This window comes from Aliamphritea spongicola (assembly GCF_017051665.1).
In the GTDB taxonomy this organism is placed as follows: Bacteria; Pseudomonadota; Gammaproteobacteria; order Pseudomonadales; family Balneatricaceae; genus Amphritea; species Amphritea spongicola.
In genome coordinates, this window is record NZ_JAFIDL010000002.1 from 303,130 (window position 1) to 317,995 (window position 14,866).

Annotated in this window: 14 protein-coding genes; 9 read left to right on the forward strand and 5 right to left on the reverse strand. The window is 53.6% G+C overall.

The genetic code is table 11. From position 1 onward, the window contains the following. Position 1: 1 nt before the first annotated feature. Complete coding sequence (locus JYB63_RS07955; RefSeq protein WP_205657324.1) at positions 2-895, reverse strand: LysR family transcriptional regulator; 894 nt, start codon at positions 893-895, stop codon at positions 2-4. Positions 896-1,047: 152 nt separating this feature from the next. Here JYB63_RS07955 and JYB63_RS07960 point away from each other — a divergent pair, with 152 nt between their 5' ends. Together JYB63_RS07960 and JYB63_RS07965 are read left to right on the forward strand one after the other, a co-directional pair. Then, entirely contained in the window at positions 1,048-1,593 is a 546-nt protein-coding gene (locus JYB63_RS07960) for a carboxymuconolactone decarboxylase family protein (protein ID WP_205657325.1), read from the forward strand. Positions 1,594-1,685: 92 nt separating this feature from the next. Next, positions 1,686-2,954, forward strand: a complete 1,269-nt coding sequence (locus JYB63_RS07965) for a pyridoxamine 5'-phosphate oxidase family protein (RefSeq protein WP_205657326.1) — start codon at positions 1,686-1,688, stop codon at positions 2,952-2,954. A 56-nt stretch (positions 2,955-3,010) separates the two neighbouring features. Here JYB63_RS07965 and JYB63_RS07970 read toward each other — a convergent pair whose 3' ends face one another. The 3 genes from JYB63_RS07970 to JYB63_RS07980 form a co-directional block, all read right to left on the reverse strand. Beyond that, positions 3,011-3,637: a LysE family translocator gene (locus tag JYB63_RS07970; protein ID WP_205657327.1), complete on the reverse strand. Its 627-nt coding sequence runs from the start codon at positions 3,635-3,637 to the stop codon at positions 3,011-3,013. 88 nt (positions 3,638-3,725) lie between these two features. After that, positions 3,726-4,559, reverse strand: a complete 834-nt coding sequence (locus JYB63_RS07975) for an AraC family transcriptional regulator (protein WP_205657328.1) — start codon at positions 4,557-4,559, stop codon at positions 3,726-3,728. A gap of 19 nt (positions 4,560-4,578) precedes the next feature. Then, entirely contained in the window at positions 4,579-5,178 is a 600-nt protein-coding gene (locus tag JYB63_RS07980) for a LysE family translocator (protein ID WP_205657329.1), read from the reverse strand. Between the two features lie 617 nt (positions 5,179-5,795). Between JYB63_RS07980 and JYB63_RS07985 the strand changes: the two genes are divergently transcribed. The 5 genes from JYB63_RS07985 to JYB63_RS08005 all read left to right on the forward strand — a co-directional run bounded on the left by JYB63_RS07985 (position 5,796) and on the right by JYB63_RS08005 (position 11,812). Then, a complete protein-coding gene (locus tag JYB63_RS07985) occupies positions 5,796-6,773 on the forward strand; it encodes a TAXI family TRAP transporter solute-binding subunit (protein ID WP_205657330.1) in 978 nt (325 codons plus the stop codon). Between the two features lie 148 nt (positions 6,774-6,921). Beyond that, complete coding sequence (locus tag JYB63_RS07990; RefSeq protein ID WP_205657331.1) at positions 6,922-9,504, forward strand: TRAP transporter fused permease subunit; 2,583 nt, start codon at positions 6,922-6,924, stop codon at positions 9,502-9,504. A gap of 6 nt (positions 9,505-9,510) precedes the next feature. Further along, positions 9,511-9,936, forward strand: coding sequence for a universal stress protein (locus JYB63_RS07995; RefSeq protein ID WP_205657332.1), 426 nt, complete (start codon positions 9,511-9,513; stop codon positions 9,934-9,936). A gap of 188 nt (positions 9,937-10,124) precedes the next feature. Next, the gene (locus tag JYB63_RS08000) at positions 10,125-10,613 is read left to right on the forward strand and encodes a ferritin family protein (RefSeq protein WP_205657333.1); all 489 of its coding nucleotides are present in this window, start codon (positions 10,125-10,127) and stop codon (positions 10,611-10,613) included. Beyond that, positions 10,610-11,812: a putative manganese transporter gene (locus JYB63_RS08005; protein ID WP_205657334.1), complete on the forward strand. Its 1,203-nt coding sequence runs from the start codon at positions 10,610-10,612 to the stop codon at positions 11,810-11,812. The genes JYB63_RS08000 and JYB63_RS08005 overlap by 4 nt, the downstream gene beginning before the upstream one ends. A gap of 10 nt (positions 11,813-11,822) precedes the next feature. Here the strand turns inward: JYB63_RS08005 and JYB63_RS08010 are convergent, their stop codons facing one another. After that, positions 11,823-12,713, reverse strand: a complete 891-nt coding sequence (locus JYB63_RS08010) for a MurR/RpiR family transcriptional regulator (RefSeq protein WP_205657335.1) — start codon at positions 12,711-12,713, stop codon at positions 11,823-11,825. Between the two features lie 432 nt (positions 12,714-13,145). Here JYB63_RS08010 and JYB63_RS08015 point away from each other — a divergent pair, with 432 nt between their 5' ends. Then, positions 13,146-13,997 (forward strand): 3-hydroxybutyryl-CoA dehydrogenase, encoded by an 852-nt coding sequence (locus JYB63_RS08015; RefSeq protein ID WP_205657336.1) that lies wholly within the window; start codon positions 13,146-13,148, stop codon positions 13,995-13,997. Continuing rightward, entirely contained in the window at positions 13,990-14,817 is an 828-nt protein-coding gene (locus JYB63_RS08020) for an enoyl-CoA hydratase-related protein (RefSeq protein ID WP_205657337.1), read from the forward strand. Before JYB63_RS08015 ends, JYB63_RS08020 begins: the two co-directional genes overlap by 8 nt. The last annotated feature ends 49 nt before the right edge of the window (positions 14,818-14,866 follow it).

Consider the following 14,866-nt stretch of genomic DNA (forward strand, 5'->3'; position numbering starts at 1 on the left):
TTCAGCCTTTCAGACAAGGTGCCTGCTGCAGGTTCTCTGCCAGCAGATCCACGCAACTGCGGACTTTGGCAGACCCCTGTGGCCCCTGCCGGTGGATTATATTGACCGGCCAGGGTTCCGGTTCAAATTCGGGTAGTAAGCGGATCAGCTCGCCGGAGGCAAACTTAGCCGCCACCTGATAGGACAGCACCCGGGTAATGCCAAATCCGGCGCAGGCGGCATGAATAGCAGTGCCGTTATCGGAGGTACTCAGGCGGGGTTGGAAGTTCAGCGTGCGCAACCCTTCCGGGGTCTGAAAGCGCCAGTCCAGCGACGGGCTGGCATCAATCAGGTTATGCTGCTGCAGTTCACCGAGGGATTCAGGGTTGCCGTGCTCCTGCAGATAAGCGGGGCTGGCGCATAGTACCCGGCTGACGGTACCTACCCGGCGAGCCCGCAGGTTTGAGTCCGGCAGGTCGCCAATGCGGATGCCCACATCAATGCCTTCCTCCACCAGATTTACCCGGCGGTCTACAAACAGCTCATTAACCTGTACATCCGGAAAACGGCGCAGATATTCCAGCATCAGCGGCGCAACAAAACGGCGGCCAAACAGGCTGGGAGCCGTAACGGTCAGCAATCCGCGGGGCGCTGCATTGATACCGGCAGCGGCCTGATCCGCCTGCGCTAACTGTTCCAGCACCGCACGGGAATCTTCCAGATACCGGCTACCCACATCCGTCAGGTGTACATGACGGGTGGTGCGCTCCAGCAGTTTTGCTCCCAGATGATCTTCCAACTGACCAATGGCGCGGGTGACTGCCGGGGCGGAAATGCGCAGCTGGCGGGCAGCTGCGGCGAATCCCTGCTGCTCAGCAACGGCGCTGAAGACCCTCAGAAGGTGGAACTGATCCATGGACTGTCTGCCTATTATTTCATTTATCGTAATTATGAAATTAAATTTTAGGTGATTCTTTAATGAAATGTAATGGCTCATAGTGTCTTCACCCGCTGAGGTGAACGCGGGTTTTATAACCAGACAGCGCACAAGCGCTAAGGAGTGACACAATGAGCCGGATTAATGTTGTTGAACGTAATGCTGCCAGTGCAGAGCAGGGTGAACTGTTGGATGCGATTCAGGCACAGTTGGGCATGGTCCCGAATTTTCTGAAGGTGTTTGCTAACTCGCCAGTGGCGCTGAAGGCGTTTCTGGGGCTGCATGGTGTTGCCGGTGACGGTGAGCTGGACGGTGAAACCCGGGAGCGGATTGCACTGGCACTGGCCCAGACCAACAGCTGCCAGTACTGCCTTTCTGCGCATACTGCCCTGGGCCGTAAGGCCGGTCTGGAAAGTGCTGAAATTGCCGCGAACCGTGAGGGTGCCAGCCTGGATGATAATGCAGCGGTGGCGGTGAAGTTTGCCCTTTCTCTGGCGGAAAATACCGGTGCTGTCACCAATTCAGAACTGCTGGTGGTGCGTGAAGCAGGCTATAACGATGCTCAGATCGTTGAGATTATCACCCATGTGGCAATGAACCTGCTGACCAATATGCTGGCAAAAGCTAGCCAGGTAAGCATCGACTTCCCGGAAGTGGATCTGAAGTTGGCAGGCTGATCGTCAGCTTCTGACGGAGCGTTTTTTAAAGTAAGACTGCTGTACTGTGAGAACCACAGTGCAGCGTTTCACCGATTCAGGAGGGGCCGGCTATGGGACACCGTTTTGCAGAAATAGTCTTTACCGAATCCGTGCTGGCGGAGCAGCAGCGGCACGGCAGCCGGGAGGCTTATCAGGGCTTTTTGGGCGGCGAAGATTTCAATGGCCGGTTAAGTGCAGCGGAAGCGGGCTTTATTCAGGCCCGTGACAGTTTTTACATGGCGAGTGTCAGCGAAACCGGCTGGCCATATGTACAGCATCGTGGCGGGGCTGCCGGCTTTGTCCGGGTGCTGGACAAACAGACCCTCGGATTTGCCGATTACAGTGGTAACCGGCAGTACGTGAGTCTGGGTAATTTTCGCCGGGATAACCGGGTTGCGCTGTTTTTTATGGATTACGTTAACCGTACCCGGTTAAAACTGCTGGGCCGTATCAGGTTGGTGGACCCTCAGGATCTGAAAACCCTGGCGGCGCTGGAACAGGCGGATTTCCGGGCGCCGGTGGAACGGAGCTATCTGATTGATGTGGAAGGCTTCGACTGGAATTGTCCCAAATATATTACCCCCCGTTTTACGGAACAGGAGTGGCAGGCGCTGGCGGTGCCTGAAGTAGCAGCGCCGGTAGCAGATCAGCCGGTACCGGTATCTGACAATGTGTTGGGTGACGGGCCGTTAGGGCTGAAAATCAGCGGCGTTAGCCAGCTAACACCTGAGGTACGCAGTTATCAGTTGCAGTCAGTGAACGGGGAACCACTGCCAACTTTCAGCCCGGGGGCGCATTTGCAGGTGCCTGTGCCGACACCTCAGGGTATCCGCATGGGGCATTACTCCCTGTGCGGCGCGCCGGGCAACCATGAATATCAGATAGCGGTTCAGGCTAAAGCGGATTCCAAACTGGCTGCAGCGCTGCAGCGCCATTATCAGTTAGGCACCCGGTTACAGATTACCGAGCCTCAGAATCATTTTGCTCTCCATGAAGATAACCGCCCGGCATTGCTGATTGCCGGTGGTATCGGCATTACACCGCTTAAATCCATGGCGCTGGCGTTGTTGCAGCGGGGAGCTGAGTTTCAGTTGCACTACGCCGCCAAAAGCTCTGAACAGATGGCATTTTACCCTGAATTGCAGAGCCTGCTGGGGGAACGGCTGATTACCTATTTCAGCCATGATGGAGAGCGTCTTAACCCGGCAGAGTTGCTGACGGACCTGGCAGATGATTGTCAGATTTATGCCTGTGGTCCGGAAGAGCTGCTGGCCAGTATTCGCCGTGCGACCCGTAATGCGAGCATTGATGATCGGTTACAGCTGGAAAATTTCAGCTGAACGGTGCATTTTACTCAGACTGTTACTGCCCCCGGGGCTGATGAATGCTTACAGAATTACTGGCTGCGACCAACCATCAACCCGGCTGCAGACAGCATCATAACGGCGGCACTGCGGAACATTATTTGCTGTGCATGTAGCTGAGAGAGTAAGCGGCGAATCCGGACAGCGCCTGAAATATAGACGCCTCCTACAGTAAGTAGCACCAGAACGGTTGTCGGAATCAGAACCAGCCCCCAGCTGTGAAGGGTAATGGCATCCAGTGGGATTACCAGTGGTAGCAGCGCCAGATAAAAGGCGATGGTTTTCGGATTGCCCATTGTGATGGTTAAACCTGACAGACTGGCGGTGATAAGGTCTTTACGGCGGATAGTTTGTTCCGTATCCAGTGGCTGATGTTCCGCAAACCAGAACTGCCAGGCCAGATAGCTCAGGTACAGAGCAGCGCCCCAGCGGACGACAATAAACAGGGTATTCAGCTGTTCGGCAATCAGTGCCAGCCCGAATACTGCGAATGACAGATAAATCAGATCACCCAGAACTAAACCCAGCAGAAAGCTGAAACCGGTAATTGCGCCGCCGCTAATACTGCGGGCAATTAATGCGGTTATACCCGGCCCCGGGATGATGGCGGCAATGGCCAGTGCTGTGGCGTAGGCAAGAATCTGGCTTGGATCAAACATAGTCATTCCCTGTGTTTTATAACGGTGAAAAAAGCCCGGTGATGTTCCCTGCCGGGCCTGAGCTCAGAGTAAAAGTTCAGATAAGCGCTCAGATAAAAAAAGACTGATACAGCCGTGGGGTAATCGCCAGGCGTTTTTTAAAGTTACGCTGAAAATGTGCCTGATCAGCGAACCCTAGCTGACTGGCTGTATCGCTAAGGCTTTCACCTTCACGCAGTAATCGCTTGGCGGTTTTGATGCGCTGATCCAGCTGCCAGGCATGGGGTGACTGGCCATAAACCTTCTTGAAACTGCGGATCAGGTGGTAGCGGCTCAGCCCGGTTTCACTGGCAAAGCTGTCCAGTGACAGATTGCTATCCAACTGATCCAGAATCATTTCCCGTACCTGACGGACGCCAGCAGTATCGGTCTTCATCACCTCTTTATTCAGCGGTGCCACCGTTGCATACCGCAGGGCCAGATAGTCCATCAGCAGGCTTTCAGCCATGCCTGTATCCGGTTGTTGCAGGGCACTGAAAAGTGCGTTGAATGCCTGGTAGCTTTGCTGATCTGTGTCCAGAGGACCTGGAAATGACAGGTAATCCTGCCCCTGGCACTGAAATATTTCCGCCTGTAACTCTCCGATCAGCTGGCTGTCAATGAACAGCATCCGGTAGGACCATTCACCGTTATCCGGATTGCAGGAGTGGGCGTCGCCGGGATTCATCATCACGGTTGCTGTTGTCCCGATCCGGTGGCTGCGCTGGCGGTTCTGGTAACGGGCGCTGCCGGCATCAATGACGCCGAATGACACTTCATCATGGGAATGAACGCCGTAGCAGGCACTGGAATGATCTGCCAGACGCAGCTCTGCCTGCGGCAGCGATGGGCTGCGGGCAAAGAAGCAGTTATTACGGATGTCCGGTGCGTGGCTGGCAGTCATCGTCAGCGCCTCTGGCGGATTAAACATTAATGATGGTCAGAATACTGGCGACCAGCAGAGCCGCCATGACCCGGTTAAACATAACCTGACGTACCGGGTTCGACAAGTAGCGGCTGATCAGCTGCCCCAGCAGGGCCCAGCTGCCAACGCCGATCAGGCACATGGCAAAGGATACCGTACAGAAAATCAGTAAGAAGAGTTCCGCCGGTTGCTGGCTGCTGACGAACAGGCTAACGCCGGAAGCTGATACCAGCCAGGCTTTGGGGTTGAGTAACTGACAGAGCGCGCCTTCCAGCAAACGGGGCGGCTCTGATTGTTTATCAGACTGCAGATTTTCCGGGCGGGCAGAAGCAATTTTCCAGGCCATCCATAACAGAAAAGCACCGCCTGCGTACTGCAGAATCATGGCAAAGTCGGGAAACTGAATCAGTAACCGGTTCAGGCCTGCCCCCACCAGAAAAACGATCAGTGTATAGCTCAGGGTGGCGCCCAGCACATGGGGCAGAGCACCGCGAAAGCCATAGTTTGCGCCAGCTCCGGTGGCAACAATGTTCACTGGCCCCGGTGAAATGGCACCGACCAGGGCAAATGCCAGCATAGATAAAACGATTGTCAGCATGGAAGGCTCCAGAGGTAATGATGCTGACAGCTTAATGGGCAGTGATATTGCTGTATTGAACAAAATTGCTGCTTGGGAATGGCTCTGATGAACCTTTTCAGTTGCTGCCGGTACGGTTGGGAAAAGAGACGGCTACAGGGCCGGACTGACAAGATTTTTTCAGCGCTTTTGTCGAGAGTAAAGGGGAATCGTTGTGGCAGATTTCGGGATATATCCGGCTTATTTCGAGTATGCGTTACTCATATTGGGTAGATGTAAGCGTGTTTTTTTCAGTGATTTGTTTGTCTTTTTTGTTGGGGTTTTAGCGTTTTACGACCCATCAGGGAAACTTCACGGAGGGCTGTGTAACTTTTTCAATAGTGTTTTTGTTATTAATAATCAGATGCTTACTGAGTTTTTGGTTAAGGTTTATTATGAATAATACAAATGATTCTATTGTTTTAAATCGTTGACTCATATGTATTATTCATGATGTACTCTTGCTGATATGAACTATGGTTTGTATTGGCGATACGTTTGTATTCCTGTTTGGAAGAACTGGTTCGGGTAGTACCGGTGTAACGTATGGCAACAGCATTTAAAGAAAAAAAATAACGTATATATGTGGGTGCTTCACAATGATTAAATCAACTAAGGCGGCAACGCTGGCGTTTACTCTGGCTCTTGGTCTGTCTGCGCCGGTCGCAACTCAGGCGGCTGATCAGCAATTCATCACTATCGGTACCGGCGGTGTAACCGGTGTTTATTATCCGACTGGTGGTGCAATCTGCCGTTTGGTGAACAAGGGCCGTAAAGACCACGGTGTACGCTGTTCAACAGAAAGTACCGGTGGTTCTGTTTATAACCTGAATACTATCCGTGCCGGTGAGCTGGACATGGGTGTGGCCCAGTCTGACTGGCAGTTCCACGCATACAACGGTACCAGCAAATTTGCTGATGCCGGCGCTAACAAAGATCTGCGTGCGGTGTTCTCCGTACACCCTGAACCGTTCACTGTTGTGGCACGGGCTGACAGCGGTATCACTAATTTCGAAGATATCAAGGGCAAGCGGGTGAACATCGGTAACCCGGGTTCCGGCCAGCGCGGTACGATGGAAGTGCTGATGGAAGCCATGGGCTGGACCAATGCTGACTTTGCCCTGGCATCTGAGCTGAAAGCATCTGAGCAGGCCAGCGCACTGTGTGATAACAAGATCGACGTAATGATCTACACCGTGGGTCACCCAAGTGGTGCAATCAAAGAAGCCACCACCTCCTGTGACAGCAAGCTGGTAAATGTGACCGGCTCTGCTGTGGATAAGCTGGTTGCTGATAACAGCTACTACCGTACAGCGACTATTCCGGCGGGCATGTACCGGGGTAACGATGCAGATACCAACACCTTCGGTGTGGGTGCAACCTTCGTTTCTTCCACCGCTGTACCGGAAGATGTGGTGTATGCAGTGGTTAAAGCGGTATTCGAAAACTTCGATACTTTCCGCAAGTTACACCCGGCATTCGCTAATCTGAAGAAAGAAGAAATGATCAGTGACGGTTTGTCGGCTCCGCTGCACCCGGGTGCTGCTAAGTACTACAAAGAAGCAGGCCTGATGTAAGCAGCTATTGCGCATCGTGCCTGACGGGGTCTTTGGGAACCGGTATCGTTTTACCTGGCGACCGGGCCCCGTTTTTTGTTGGACTGTTATGTGCTGACCCTTTGAGGCTCGGTGCGTAACTTCCCTTAGCGTATATGGGGAAATTACTGTGACTGATAACAATCACCATTCTGCCGGTGCTGCTGAGCAGCTATCTGCTGAAGACATTGTTGCACAGACGGATTCCGGTGCCCGGTCGCCGTCTGGCGCAGCAAAAACCTTACTCTGGTCGGTTGCCCTGTTCTGGGCACTGTTCCAGCTCTGGTACGCCTCACCGCTGCCCTTCGTATTCAATTTCGGCGTGATTAATGACACCCAGGCGCGGGCGATTCACCTGAGCTTCGCAATATTCCTGGCGTTTACGGCCTATCCGGCGCTGAGCCGCTCTCCGAAAGACTATATTCCTTTGCAGGACTGGGGCTTTGCACTGCTCGGTGCCTTCAGTGCTTCTTATCTGGTGATCTTTCACGCGGAGTTGGCCAACCGGGCCGGTGCACCGATCACCGCTGACCTGATTTTTGCCGTGGCCGGTATGGTGTTGCTGCTGGAAGCAACCCGCCGGGCACTGGGACCACCGCTGATGGTGGTTGCTGCTGTCTTCCTGATTTACACCTTTGGTGGCCCGTATATGCCGGATGTGATTGCCCACAAAGGTGCCAGTCTGAATAAGACTATGTCGCACCAGTGGCTGACCACTGAAGGGGTGTTTGGTGTTGCACTGGGCGTTTCAACCAGCTTCGTATTCCTGTTCGTGCTGTTCGGCGCATTGCTGGAAAAAGCCGGGGCCGGTAACTATTTCACCAAGGTATCCTTTTCATTGCTGGGCCACATGCGTGGCGGCCCGGCAAAAGCTGCTGTGGTTTCTTCCGGCCTGAGTGGGCTGATTTCCGGTTCTTCGATTGCCAATGTGGTAACCACCGGTACCTTTACCATTCCGCTGATGAAGCGGGTGGGTTTTCCCGGCAGTAAAGCCGGTGCAGTGGAAGTGGCTGCGTCCACCAACGGTCAGCTAACGCCACCTATCATGGGGGCTGCGGCTTTCCTGATGGTGGAGTATGTGGGTATTCCGTATATCGATGTTATCCGCCATGCGATTTTGCCGGCGCTGATTTCCTACATCGCGCTGATTTACATCGTGCATCTGGAAGCGATGAAAGCCGGTATGCAGGGCTTACCGCGCCGCTATAACCCGACGCTGGCGCAGGCGTTGCTAAGCTGGGCTGGGATTATTCTGGGTGTCTGTGTGCTGTCGATGGCTGTGTACTACGGGGTTGGCTGGACGAAAGATGTGATGGGTGCCTGGGCCAGCCCGATACTGGGTATCGGTATTCTGGTGGTTTATCTGGGGCTGCTGAAGTTCTGTTCCGGTTACCCGGAACTGGAGATGGACGATCCGAATTCGCCGGTCGTTGAATTGCCGGAACCGGGCCCGACCGTGAAGTCCGGTTTGTACTTCCTGCTGCCTGTGGTCGTACTGGTATGGTGCCTGACGGTAGAACGTCTGTCGCCAGGTCTGTCGGCCTTCTGGGCGACCGTCTTTATGGTCTTCATCGTGCTGACTCACAAGCCGATTAAAGCCTTTTACCGGGGTGAAACCGCCCTGGGGCAACGGATTAAACAGGGGGTGGATGATCTGCTGGAAGGGCTGGTTACCGGTTCCCGGAACATGATTGGTATCGGCGTGGCGACTGCTGCCGCAGGTATCGTTGTGGGCACTGTTACCCTGACAGGTATCGGTCTGGTAATGACTGAATTCGTTGAGTTCATTTCCGGCGGTAACATCATTCTGATGCTGATTTTCACCGCAGTGATCAGTCTGATTCTGGGCATGGGCCTGCCAACCACGGCGAACTATATTGTGGTTTCGACCCTGATGGCGCCGGTTATCGTTACTCTGGGTGCCCAGAGTGGCTTAATCGTACCGCTGATCGCTGTGCACCTGTTTGTGTTTTATTTCGGCATACTGGCGGACGACACGCCGCCGGTGGGGCTGGCGGCCTTTGCCGCCGCAGCGATTGCCCGCAGTGATCCGATTAAAACCGGTATACAGGGCTTCACCTACGATATCCGGACCGCGATTCTGCCGTTCATGTTTATCTTCAATACCGAGTTGTTGCTGATCGACATTCAGGGGGTATTCCACCTGTTGCTGGTGATTGTCAGCTCCGTGATTGCCATTCTGGTGTTCTCGGCGGCAACCCAGGGCTTCTGGTTTGTGAAAACCCGCTGGTATGAAACCATCATCCTGTTGCTGGTGGCCTTTACTATGTTCCGGCCCGGCTTCTGGTGGGATGAAATTTATCCGCCGGTGCAAAGCGTTGCCGCGACTGAGATAACCACAGTGGTTGAAGAGCTGCCGGCAGACCAGAAACTGCGGATGGCGGTGAGCGGTGAAACCATTGACGGAGATATGGTCAGTAAAATCGTTGAACTGCCAATACCCGCGGCGGAAACCGCCAGTGCCCGGGTCGAGGCTGCCGGTCTGTTCCTGCGGGAAGACGAAGGCAACGTAGTGGTTGATCAGGTTGGCTTTGGCAGTAATGCAGAGGCTGTGGGTATCGACTTCGACTGGCAGATCAACAGCATTGAGATAGCCGCCGACCGGCCAGCCAAGCAGTTAATGTTTATTCCTGCTTTGCTGGTGTTATTCGGTCTTGGCTGGTGGCAGATTCGCCGTCGGGAACAGGGGTAATTATCTATGTATAAGAAATTACTGGTAGCAGTGGATCTGCAGGATGCCAAAGGAACAGAGGCAACCTTGCAGGCACTGAATGATTATGTGGCACCCGGTATGGAAGTGGAGCTGGTGGCTGTGTTGCCGGGCTTTAAGATGCCACTGGTGGCGTCTTATTTTCCGGAAGATATGGTGAAACAGGCGCTGGATACCATGCGGGCAGAACTTACCCGGCTGGCGGATGCGCATCTGGTGAAAGAGATGAATGTCTCGGTCTGGGTAACGGCGGGTAAGGTACCTAAACGGATTGTGGCACGGGCAGATGAGATTGATGCGGATCTGATTCTAATCCGGGCGCTGAAACACGGACGCATGGAGAAGATGATGATGGGCTCCGTCACTGCCAAAGTGGTTCAGACCGCAGACCGCTCAGTGCTGGTCATTCGCTGAGCATTCAGCCTGTTCGACATACAAAAAGCCGGTTTTTACCGGCTTTTTTGTTATTTATGGCTTCTGTAGCCAGTTTTTTACACATTAATTGAGTTTTCACACGGTTCTGCTGTGGCATCAGTATTCACTCTTTGCTATGTTAATGATAATTATTATCATTATTGTTAAGTGCTCGGTGGTACAGTTCTATGAATTCCCTTAACCGTATTGAGGCTTATCCTCAGCCGGATTACCGGCAGGATCTTGTGATAGAAGCGCTGCAGAAAGCGGCGCAGAATGAATTGCTGACCTGCAGTCTGTATAGACAGGTGAAGTCTGCGGAGCTGGATGAAGCCCGCGTGGGGTTCAGGGATCTGGCCTACTCGGCCTACGAAGAAGACCTCAGCCACTTCCAGACCCTTCAGGAGTGCATCCGTTTATTGCAGGAACGCCCGGACGGGCATGAATCACCCAGCTATCAACTGGCACTGTTACCACCGGACTCTGACACATCCTCTTGCCTGCTGGGGCAGATTGAGAAAGCGGAGAAAACCTCTATCTATTACCAGCAGGCCATCTGTGCGATGACCATTGGCTACAACTATAAAGTGTTCGATCTTGCCTATGCACTGCTGAACGAAAACATTCAGCACAACCTGTTGGTGCAGGAATACCTGACGGGATCTGTAGCCCAATGAATGCTCTGAATGCTGCAGCAGGACGGCTCCGGCAACATCCGTTGCCAGTGACCAAAAGTGCATTGTTTACCATGCTGGCTGTCGGTGTGCTGGGCATTGGCTGGCTGCAGGGGGCAGTAAACAATGAGTTGTTATGGCTGATTGTCAGCACATTGAGTGATGCCTATCTGGCGGTCAGTGTTTTTGTTGCGCTGTCATTGCTGCTGATTTATTCCGCGCAGCATTATCTGGGGGCCGATCTGATTGGCTACCTGAACAGTAACCGCAAGCTGCAGGTGCCGGTTGCTGCCCTGTTGGGTATGTTGCCAGGCTGCGGCGGGGCGATCATTGTTGTTACACAATTCGTGCATGGCCGGGTGGGATTTGCTGCGCTGGTCGCGGTGCTGATATCCACAATGGGAGATGCCAGTTTTCTGTTACTGGCCCGTGAGCCGCAAACGGCCTTGCTGGTGCTGGTGGTGTCACTGGCGGCTGGGGTGCTGTTCGGCTATCTCATTCAGTATTTACACGGCGAGGACTTTCTGCGGCCTGACTCCTCTCCGGATGAACATCAGGTGACGGTATCCTGCAGTCTGAATCAGGGCGTGGTGCCCACATCATTATCATGGGTATGGCGGCTGCTACTGTTACCCGGTTTGATTCTGGGAGTTCTGGCGGCGTTTCAGATTGAGCCGGACAGTTTGTTTGGTGCCTGGAGTAGTTATCATCCGGCAACCTGGTTGGGATTCTGCGGTGCAGTGGTGAGCTTACTGGTGTGGTTCAGCCAGCCGGCGAATTATAGCTGGGCAGTTGCGCATGCGGATATGGAGCATAATCCGCACCGGCTGGTAGACATGGTTGCCAGTGAAACCAGTTTTGTTACGGCATGGGTCATTGCCGGCTTTCTCTGTTTTGAATTGCTGGTGTATTTCACCGGTTTTGATATGCAGAGTTTGTTCAGCAATCTGGGCTACCTGATGATTCTGCTGGCGGTGGTTGTGGGATTCATACCGGGATGTGGTCCGCAGATCATTATGACGACCCTGTATCTGCAGGGCATTGTGCCCTTGTCTGCACAACTGGCAAACGCCATCGGTAATGACGGTGATGCACTGTTTCCGGCCCTGGCGCTGGCACCGAAGGCTTCACTCTATGCCACCATTTACAGCGCCGTTCCGGCACTGCTGGTGGGATATGCTGCGTTTGGGCTCGGCTATTGAATCTGATTAATCAGGCTTCGTGATAGCCGCCCAGGTGCCGGATATTCTCTTCAAACCGGTTAATGTTACTGACCATTTCTTTACTGCCAATGGAGACGCACTCCGCCAGTAATGCTTCCATCAGGGCAATGGATGATGTCAGGGTTGGGAAGAAGTGCGGGGTGTCATTATTCAGCGTAAAGGTGATTTCTGCGCCGCTGGCAATCGGTGAGCGCAGGCTGTCGGTAATGGCGATGATTTTGGCACCGGCATTCCGGGCAATGTTGATTGCCTGTACAGTTTCCGTTGTATAGGGCTCGAAGGAGAAGGCTACGACTACATCATCCTTGCGGATTTCCCCCAGTTCACTGAGCAGGGTGCCCTGATAGCCACGGATCAGCTGAATATGTGGAAAGGCGATGCTGCCCACGTAGGTGAAGTGGTAAGCGCAGGTGAAGGTATCCCGGAACCCCAGAGCGAATACCTTACGGGCATTAATGACCAGCGGCGCAGCCTGTTGCAGTTTATTACGGGTGTCTTCCTGAAAGAGCTGTTCCAGGTTGTTGAATGCAGAATCTGCGAACTCAAAGAAAACTTTATTTTCCGGGTTGTTGCTTGCCATATCCTGCAAGTACTGTGCACGATCGCTGAAGTAAGATGCTGGCTGACGGGTGTTCACTGCAGTCTGAAACAGCTGTCGGAAGCTGTCGTAGCGGTCAAATCCCACCGATTTAGCCAGCCGGGTCAGCGTGGATGGTGTGACACCGGCGGCTTCTGCACTTTTGCGGATGGACAGCAGGGCAACATTGACCGGTTGCTCCAGCACATAATCTGCTGCTTTTTTCAGTTGCGGTGTCAGTTGGGGATACTGTGCTGAAATTTCTTTCAGGGCGCTGTTTGCGTCTGCAATCTTATTATTCATGGCTGTACTGTGCTCGCAAATTAATCCGGATGGCGTTATCTGTCTGGCTGTTTCTGCGAACAGCTTTTGTAAACAGCTGATTTTGCTGGATTCTGGAGGGGCTTGATGCCGATTCCTACAAGGTAAGAGCCGATTCTACCTAATAAAAAACAAATAAAACACCGGTGGTACATTTGTCTTATTTATCGTGGGATTTGGCCGTTCAGCGGCTGTGTTTACGTATAACTGTCAGGCATGAGCCGGTCAGGATTACCGGGCGACAGGTGTTCCGGAAGTGCTCGCAAGTGGCTGGCTTAGCCAGATACTCTGTTTGCAGGATATGCCATCATGGGCATTCAGCGTAGGAATCTGATCGCCTACCTTCAGGGGGGATTGTCGCCGGCAGGCGGCAATGCCTAAATATCTGTTTCAATGCAGTAAGGGTATAACGCCATGACAATAACAACGATGGGCGTGGTTGGCGCCGGTCAGATGGGAGCGGGTATTGCTCAGGTAGCAGCAACCGCCGGCTTACCGGTCGTACTGTGCGACCTTAATGAAGCAGCACTGGAACGGGGCCGGGCAAGTATTAGCAGCAGCCTGTCCCGGATGGTTAAGAAGGAAAAAATCAGTCAGACAGACGCTGATGCGGCACTGGCACTGATTCGTGTCACGACTGATACTGCCGGGCTGGCAGATGTGGATATCGTGGTGGAAGCGGCCAGTGAAGACGAAGCCATTAAGGCAAAGATCTTTGCCAGTCTGGATGCCGTCTGTAAGCCAGAGGCCATTCTGGCGACCAATACCTCCTCAATTTCTATCACCCGTATTGCCGCCGTTACTCAGCGCCCTGGCCAGGTGATTGGCATGCACTTTATGAACCCGGTACCGATGATGCAGCTGGTGGAAGTCATCCGCGCCCTGCAAACAGAAGATACTGTATTCAGGTCAGTGCAGGCGCTGGCGGAGACGCTGGGTAAGGTGCCTGTCGATGTGAAAGATGCACCGGGCTTTGTGGCCAACCGGATTCTGTTGCCGATGCTTAACGAAGCCATGTTCTGCCTGCATGAAGGGCTGGCGTCGGCGGAAGAAATTGACACCGTGATGCAGCTTGGGATGAGCCATCCGATGGGGCCGCTGGCGCTGGCGGATCTGATCGGCCTGGATACCTGCCTGAGCATTATGAATGTTCTGTATGACAGTTTTAAAGATTCCAAATACCGTCCGTGTCCGCTGCTGGTACAGATGGTAGATGCCGGCTATCTGGGCCGTAAAACCGGCCGGGGGTTCTTCAGTTATGAATAGTCAGGTACCGGTTTGTTTATCGGAAGTGGCAGACGAAACAGCGCACTGGCAAAATATTTTGCTGGAGCAACACGCTGAAGGAATCAGCCTGCTGACAATTAACCGACCGAAAGTGTTGAATGCACTAAACGCGGACACGCTGGCAGAGCTGGATCAGGCGCTGGATCTGGTAGCGAAGGCGACGGATATCAGAGTGTTGCTGATTACCGGTGCCGGTGAAAAAGCCTTTGTCGCTGGGGCCGACATCGCCCATATGCGCCAACTGAGCGCACTGGAAGGCAAGTATTTTGCTGAACAGGGCATGGCGGTGTTCCGCAAGCTGGAAAACCTGCCGGTGCCGGTTATTGCGCTGGTGAATGGTTACGCGCTTGGGGGCGGTTGTGAACTGGCCATGAGCTGCGACTTCATGCTGGCGGCAGAGAATGCCCGCTTTGGCCAGCCGGAAGTCAACCTGGGGGTGACCCCGGGCTTTGGTGGTAGCCAGCGTTTAACCCGTCTCGTTGGCCGGGGCATGGCGATGGAACTGCTGACCACCGGGCGGATGATGAATGCAGAAGAAGCGCAGCAGCGTGGGCTGGTGAACCATGTTTATCCACAGGCTGAGCTGCTGGGCGAAGGCATGAAACTGGCGGAGCAGATTGCCACCAAGAGCAGGACCGCAGTACAACTGACCAAACAGCTGGTACAGCGCGGGCAGGATCTGGATTTGGAGAATGCCTGCGTGATGGAAAGTGATGTATTCGGCCTGAGCTTTTCAACCCCGGACCGGGAAGAAGGCATGGCAGCTTTTCTGGAAGGGCGTAAGCCGGTTTTTAGTTGAATGATATTAAAACGGGCAGTTTGATAGCTGCCCGTTTTTGTTGATTGTG